The 6,057-nt window shown below is 60.9% G+C and carries 6 protein-coding genes and 1 other RNA gene; 5 read left to right on the plus strand and 2 right to left on the minus strand.

The window, feature by feature from the left end; translation table 11 throughout:
* The first annotated feature begins 84 nt into the window (after positions 1 to 84).
* From MUM_RS0100005 to MUM_RS0100015, 4 genes are all read left to right on the plus strand, one after another.
* A complete protein-coding gene (locus tag MUM_RS0100005; protein ID WP_010165495.1) occupies positions 85 to 1,251 on the plus strand; it encodes a zinc-binding metallopeptidase family protein in 1,167 nt (388 codons plus the stop codon).
* Positions 1,252 to 1,363: 112 nt separating this feature from the next.
* Positions 1,364 to 1,460, plus strand: an RNA gene (gene ffs, locus MUM_RS1000000132870) — signal recognition particle sRNA small type.
* Between the two features lie 311 nt (positions 1,461 to 1,771).
* On the plus strand, positions 1,772 to 2,818 hold the full coding sequence (locus MUM_RS0100010; RefSeq protein ID WP_010165496.1) for an N-acetylmuramidase family protein: 1,047 nt from the start codon (positions 1,772 to 1,774) through the stop codon (positions 2,816 to 2,818).
* A gap of 1 nt (position 2,819) precedes the next feature.
* A complete protein-coding gene (locus tag MUM_RS0100015) occupies positions 2,820 to 3,431 on the plus strand; it encodes a hypothetical protein (RefSeq protein ID WP_010165497.1) in 612 nt (203 codons plus the stop codon).
* Positions 3,432 to 3,488: 57 nt separating this feature from the next.
* Here MUM_RS0100015 and MUM_RS0100020 read toward each other — a convergent pair whose 3' ends face one another.
* Together MUM_RS0100020 and MUM_RS0100025 are read right to left on the minus strand one after the other, a co-directional pair.
* Positions 3,489 to 4,400: a DUF2167 domain-containing protein gene (locus MUM_RS0100020; protein WP_010165498.1), complete on the minus strand. Its 912-nt coding sequence runs from the start codon at positions 4,398 to 4,400 to the stop codon at positions 3,489 to 3,491.
* Positions 4,401 to 4,461: 61 nt separating this feature from the next.
* Positions 4,462 to 5,325 carry a LysR family transcriptional regulator gene (locus MUM_RS0100025; protein ID WP_003219067.1) on the minus strand — a complete coding sequence of 288 codons (864 nt, stop codon included), beginning with the start codon at positions 5,323 to 5,325 and terminating at the stop codon, positions 4,462 to 4,464.
* Between the two features lie 97 nt (positions 5,326 to 5,422).
* Here MUM_RS0100025 and MUM_RS0100030 point away from each other — a divergent pair.
* A partial coding sequence (locus MUM_RS0100030) for a DMT family transporter (protein ID WP_032881691.1) occupies positions 5,423 to 6,057 on the plus strand: 635 nt, incomplete at its 3' end.

Below are 6,057 nucleotides of genomic sequence, written 5' to 3' on the forward strand. Positions count from 1 at the left end.
GCCGGCAAGCCGGCTCCTACAATTCGTGGGAACGATCATCGGCAGGAAATGATCTAGTCTTGGGCAGCCCAGGGAGAGATCGCCATGTACCGCTTCTTCGAACAACTCAGTTCGCGCATCGCCGCACCGTTCATGGCCGAATCCTCGCGCAACAGCAAGGTCTGGCAGTGTCGCTGTGGGCAGTCGCTGTTCTTTCGCAACAGCCAGTGCCTGGCCTGTTCGGCGCTGCTGGGCTACCAGCCGGCGCAGAGCCGCCTGTCCTCCCTGCAGCCCGGCCCGTACGCCGACACCTGGCTGCTGGACGCCGACCCTGAAGCTGGCGTATTTCGTCGCTGTGCCAACCTCGACAGCCCGGCTGCCTGCAACTGGCTGGTGCCTTCCGACAGCGGCCAGGCCTTATGCGTGGCCTGTAGCCTGAATCGCACCATCCCCGACCTGTCGATCCCTGAAAACCCCGAACGCTGGCGCAAGGTCGAAACCGCCAAGCGCCGTCTGGTCGCGCAACTGATCAGCCTGGGTTTGCAGGTCATCCCCAAGACCGTCGATGAAGACACCGGCCTGGCCTTCGATTTTGTCGGCATCGACCTGGAAGGCAACGCACCCACCACCGGCCACGCCAATGGCCTGATCACCCTCGACATCAAGGAAGCCGACGACGCCCACCGCGAAAAAATCCGTGTGCAGATGCGCGAGCCTTACCGCACCTTGCTCGGGCATTTTCGCCATGAGGTCGGCCACTACTACTGGGACCGCCTGATCGCCAACAGCCACTGGCTGGAGCCATTCCGCACGTTGTTCGGTGACGAGCGCGCCAGCTACGCCGACGCCCTTGAGCAGCACTACCAGAACGGCCCGCGCCCGGACTGGCAGCAAACCTGCGTCAGCGCCTACGCCACCATGCACCCGTGGGAAGACTGGGCGGAAACCTGGGCGCATTACCTGCACATGATGGACGCCGTCGACACCGCGCTGGGCTTCGGCATGAGCGCCCGGGAGATGGACCTGGATTACCAGCCATTCCCCCTCAGCACCCTCTACGACCCTGAGCATCCCGGTGGCGCGGCATTCCTGTCATTCGTCAATGCCTGGATCGAGCTGGCCGGCATGCTCAACGAACTGTCCCGCAGCATGGGCCAGCCGGATTTCTATCCGTTCGTCCTGCCGCCGGCGGTGATTGCCAAGCTGCACTTCATTCACCTGGTGATCCAGCAAGAGGGCGGCAGGGCGGATGAGGTGCTCCAGGCCCAATAGGCAAGTGCTTGAAGCCCTTCATATTTTTAATCCCGCGCGAACGGTTGTAACTTCCGATGAGATCGGTACAATGGCCCCGCTTGCCGAGAGGCGAGCGTCGTTATGGTGACCCCATCGGTCCCCCCGCAACGATTACCCGTGAACCTGGTCAGAGCCGGAAGGCAGCAGCCACAGCGGGAACATTGTGTGCCGGGGTGTGGCTGGTGGGGTTGCCTCCATAACGCCACCCTCCTTGATTCAAAAAAATACGCTTATGAGACCCTTCGCTGACAATCGTCAAGTGCGAAGCGATTTCTGCTGTTCGTCCGTTGGCAAAGCGCTCACCCGCCGCATAGCAATCGTTATCGAAAAAAGACTGTGAGTGCCCTTTCACAACTTCAAGAATCCACTCTGGACAACCCAATTTCGCCTTGTTAGTTTGCGCCAGCGACATATTTCTAAATATGTCGATGGCACATGGATGATATTAAAGTGATGGCGCTTTAGGGCTCATCCACCCCAACTAACAAGGATGTCGGTAATGAAAAGCCTGCAAGGGTTGCCTACTCTCATCAGCGCTTCCGTCGGGGCGCCGGGCAAAGCCCGCAACTTGCCCGCCGACGTTCAGTGCGTCCAGTACTTGTTCAACTTGATCATTCCCAAGTTGGGTTTTCCCTTGGCCGAAAACGGCAAGTGCGACGGCCAGCTGGTGCAGTGCATCAGCCAGTATCAGTTCCGCTACCTCAAGTACGCTCACCCGGATGGTGTTATCGACCCCACCGGGCGCACCTTCAATAGCCTGATCGAAGAGGCGGTGAAGGTGCCGGTCAAGCCGCACCCGACCCTGCGCATTCCGACCTTCCTGAATGTGTTCGGCAACACCAGCTCCGACATGGTCCAGGCGACCGTCAATAATTACCTGGACCGCATGCGGGCAATGATCGAGGCCGAGCGGCGCAACCGGCAGATGATGCTCCAGGCCACGTGCGACGGCGGGACGACGCTGACGGACACGGATTTCCAGAACGCCGCCACGCAGTTGGGTAACGGCATATCCGTCAATATCATCAAGGCCTTCGCCACGGTGGAGTCGGGCGGGCGCTCCGGTTTCGGGCCGGCAAAGTTGCCGGTGATCGCTTTTGAAGGACACCACTTTCGCAAGTACACCCACCATAAATACGATCAGACCCACCCGCTGTTGTCGTACCCCTACGTGAAGAAGGCCGGGCCTCAGTGGAAGGCCAATAACAAGGACCAGACCAAGGCCTGGGAAACCATGGCCACCGCTTTTGCGCTGGATCAGGAAGCGGCCTTGAAGTCGGCCTCCTGGGGCATGTTTCAGATAATGGGCTCCAACTTCACGGCATGCGGTTATAAAACGGTGTTTGAATTGGTGGTGGCGATGAAGATTAATGCCGGGCATCAACTAAAGGCCTTCCTCGGTTTTTGCAGCCAGAGCCCGGCACTGGTCAAGGCCATGAAGAACAAGGATTACGCCGCCATGGCGCTGAACTATAACGGCAAGGATTATGGCGACTATGACCAACGCATCAAAAAAGCCTACGAAGCACTTGAAGGGAAAAAATAGAATGCCGTTCAAACATTGCCTGTCCCGGTTGTGGGTTGCCTCTTTCGTGTGTGTGGTGGGTACGCCCGTGTTTGCCGCCACGTTGCACTCGGGCAAGTACGAAGGGCTGATGCTGGCCGTGACGCCTGAGCATCAGGTGGAAGGTTTTTATTCTGAGGAGATGGGCGAGGGCGTGACCCGCACGTGCACGTTCTTCCTGCAGGGCAAGGTCGATGGCGCGAAGGCGTCGGTGTCCACGTGGCTGGATGCGGCGTATCCGGGAACCGTCGCTGCGTCCTCGGACGGCGTGACGCTGACCGTGGAGAAGGGCCGCGAACATCCCGGCTGTGTCAGCGTGTTGATGCCCGAAATTGCCACCGGCCTGGACCTGACCCAGACGGCTGCCAAAAAGTGGATTGGCTTGGTCACTGTCTCGGCCGACAAGGCCTTCCTGCAGAAAACCCCGGACGCCAAGGCCAGTCATCGTGCCTACGTGGTCAAGGACGATGTGGTCGCGGTGCTGGCGTTCAAGGATGGCTGGGCCCAGGTGGAGTACATCAATGGCGAGGGCCGCTCTTCCAAAGGCTGGATCAGCCAGGACCAATACGCCAGGTTGGCCCCTGCGAAAAGCTGAAGTTGTTCTGTGAGCCGCGGTGTGCCAGGCACGCCGCGGCTTTTTTATGCCCGCGAATCAGGCCTTGTTGCGGTTGAACAGTTTGCGGATGACGGCGAACAGCGCCACGACGCCGACCACCAGGAATTTCTTCGCCGCCAGCAGGAAGATGCCGATCTTGGCGAACAGCCCGGCCTTGGCGGCGATCCCGCCGGCAACCAGTGCCGCGAGGCCGTAGGTCGCGAGTTTGTCGGTCTTCGGGTTGAAGTCGGTGTACAGGTTGCCATCGGTGAAGTTGGTAAAGGCCAGGACCTTGGGCAGTTCCTGCTTGATGGTGGCCAGGTCGGACATCCCGGCGACGGCGTTGAGTTCCAGCACGCCTTCACGGCCCAGCACGCGGATGCTGTAGTTGAGGGTGGTCTGCTTGGCGTCGTCGGCCTTTAGTTCACGGGCCCAGTACATCTTGTGGGTGGTGTCGTCATAGTGCGGCGGCTCGGCCCAGCCCAGCAGGTGCAGGCCGGCGTAACCCTGTTTCTGGCGCGCCTTGTTGTCTTCGACGTCTTCTTCCTGCATTTGCTTGAGCAGTTCGGTGTAGTCGATTTTCGCGGCGTCTTCGTCCGAAATGTGCCCGTCGGCCTTGTAGCTGACGATCACGCCCCAGCCGCGCTCAGACAATGGGCTGACGGCTTTCGGCACGATCATGCCCAGGGTCTTGAAGCCCGGTGGGTTGCCCCAGCCATCGGTCAACAGGCGCTCGGTGTCTGCGGGGTCGAGGTAGTAGAACTCATCGTTGAGCTTGAGGGTCGCAATGTCGCCGGGCAGGGTGACCGTGCCGGTCTTCTGCTTGAGAGACGCCAGAAAGTGCTCGGCGGTTTCGGGAGCTTCGGCGGGGGCGGTGGCTTCAACAGGCGCCGGCGTGGGGGCGGCAAAAGCGGGTGCGACAGGCAGGCTCAGAGCGGCCGCCGCCAACACCAGGCGGAAGTAATTCATGGTAGTCCCTTACAATTTGAATTAATTTCGCGGCAGGATAGCTGAAACATGTTGCAACGGGTTAGCCGAATGTTTCCCGCAGCAGCCCGGCAAAAGCGTCCCGCGCCAAGTGGCGCTGGGTGTCCTTGTGCCAGAACAGCAGGTTGTCCACCGCTGCCAATTCGTCAAAACGATAGGACGTCAACTGGTTGGCCTGCTCGTAGCGCGCCAGGATGCCTTCCGGCGCCAGTGCCACGCCAATCCCCGCGCTGACGCAGCCAATGATCGTGCCCCAACTGGCATAGCTGGCGATGGCCGGCTTGATGTCGTGGGGCTTGAGCCAGTTTTCCAGGGCGGCGCGGTACGGGCAGCCGGGCGGCCAGACCAGCAAGGTGCGGCCGGCCAGGTCCCGGGCATCCTCGATCGGCGCGCTGGAAGCGCTGGTGATCAGCACCAGGCGCTCGCTGTAGACCACGCTTTGTTCGAGCTTCGGGCGTTTGCCGCCGGCGGCCACCAGCGCGGCATCGATGCGGTGGTGTTGCAGGTCATCGAGTAGCTGAGCCCAGGCGCCGGTTACCAGTTCCAGCTCCACTTGTGGATAACGTCGATGGTATTCGGCCAACAACGGCGGCAACCGGCCACTGGCGCTGGATTCCACCGCGCCGATGCGCAGTTTGCCGCGGGGAATCGCGTTGCTGTCGACGGCGCGCTTGGACTCTTCCACCAACGCCAGGATGCGTTCGCAGTAGTCGAGAAACACTTCGCCGGCCGCACTGATCGCCAGCCCGCGCCCGGCACGAATGAACAGCGGGGTGCCCAACTCGCTTTCCAGCTGCTTGATGCGCGTGGTGATGTTGGACGGCACGCAGTGCAATTGCAGGGCGGCCTGGGCCACGCTGCCGGTTTGCGCCACGGCTTTCACCATTTTCAGTTGGGCCAGTTCCATCGCTCAGTTCCAGTGATTACAGAAGTCAGAAACGGTTAATTGTCCTGCGCCTTGGCGGGGCCAAGACTGACGGCATTCCCACTGCTGGACGCCGTTCATGAATGCCCCGTCACCTGTAAAGCTTACGCTAGTCACTGCCAGCGTCATCCTCTGTTGGGCGTATTCGCCGATTGGTGTGCATATGGCCTTGCTCAGCTACAGCCCGGGCCAGTTAGCCTTGGGGCGGTTCTCGATTGCTTCGGTATTGATGGCCGGTGTGGCATTGGTCATGAGGATCGAGCGGCCACGCCTGCGGGACTTGCCGTGGCTGCTGGTGCTGGGGTTCTTCGGGATTTTCCTGCACCACCTGACCATCAACTTCGGCCAGCAATTTGTCACGGCTGCCGCGTCCAGTGTGCTGGCGCAGTCGGTTCCGCTGTTTACGGTGCTGGTGGCGTTTTTCGGGTTGAAGGAGCGCGTCACCGGTTGGCGCTGGGGGTGCGTGCTGTTGGGGTTGAGCGGGGTGCTGGTGGTGATCTGGGGCGAGCATGGCCTGGGCGAGATCGACCCCCGTGGCTTGATGATCCTGGTGGCGGCGCTGTCGTGGAGCCTCTACTTCACCCTTCAGAAACACTATTCCCGGCGCTACAGCCCGCTGACCACCGTGTGCTACACGGTGTGGTCGGGCACCTTGCTGCTGTGTGTCTATTTGCCGGGGTTGCCGGCGGTGGTGTCGCAGGCATCCACGCAAGC

Source organism: Pseudomonas sp. PAMC 25886, from assembly GCF_000242655.1.
GTDB lineage: Bacteria > Pseudomonadota > Gammaproteobacteria > Pseudomonadales > Pseudomonadaceae > Aquipseudomonas.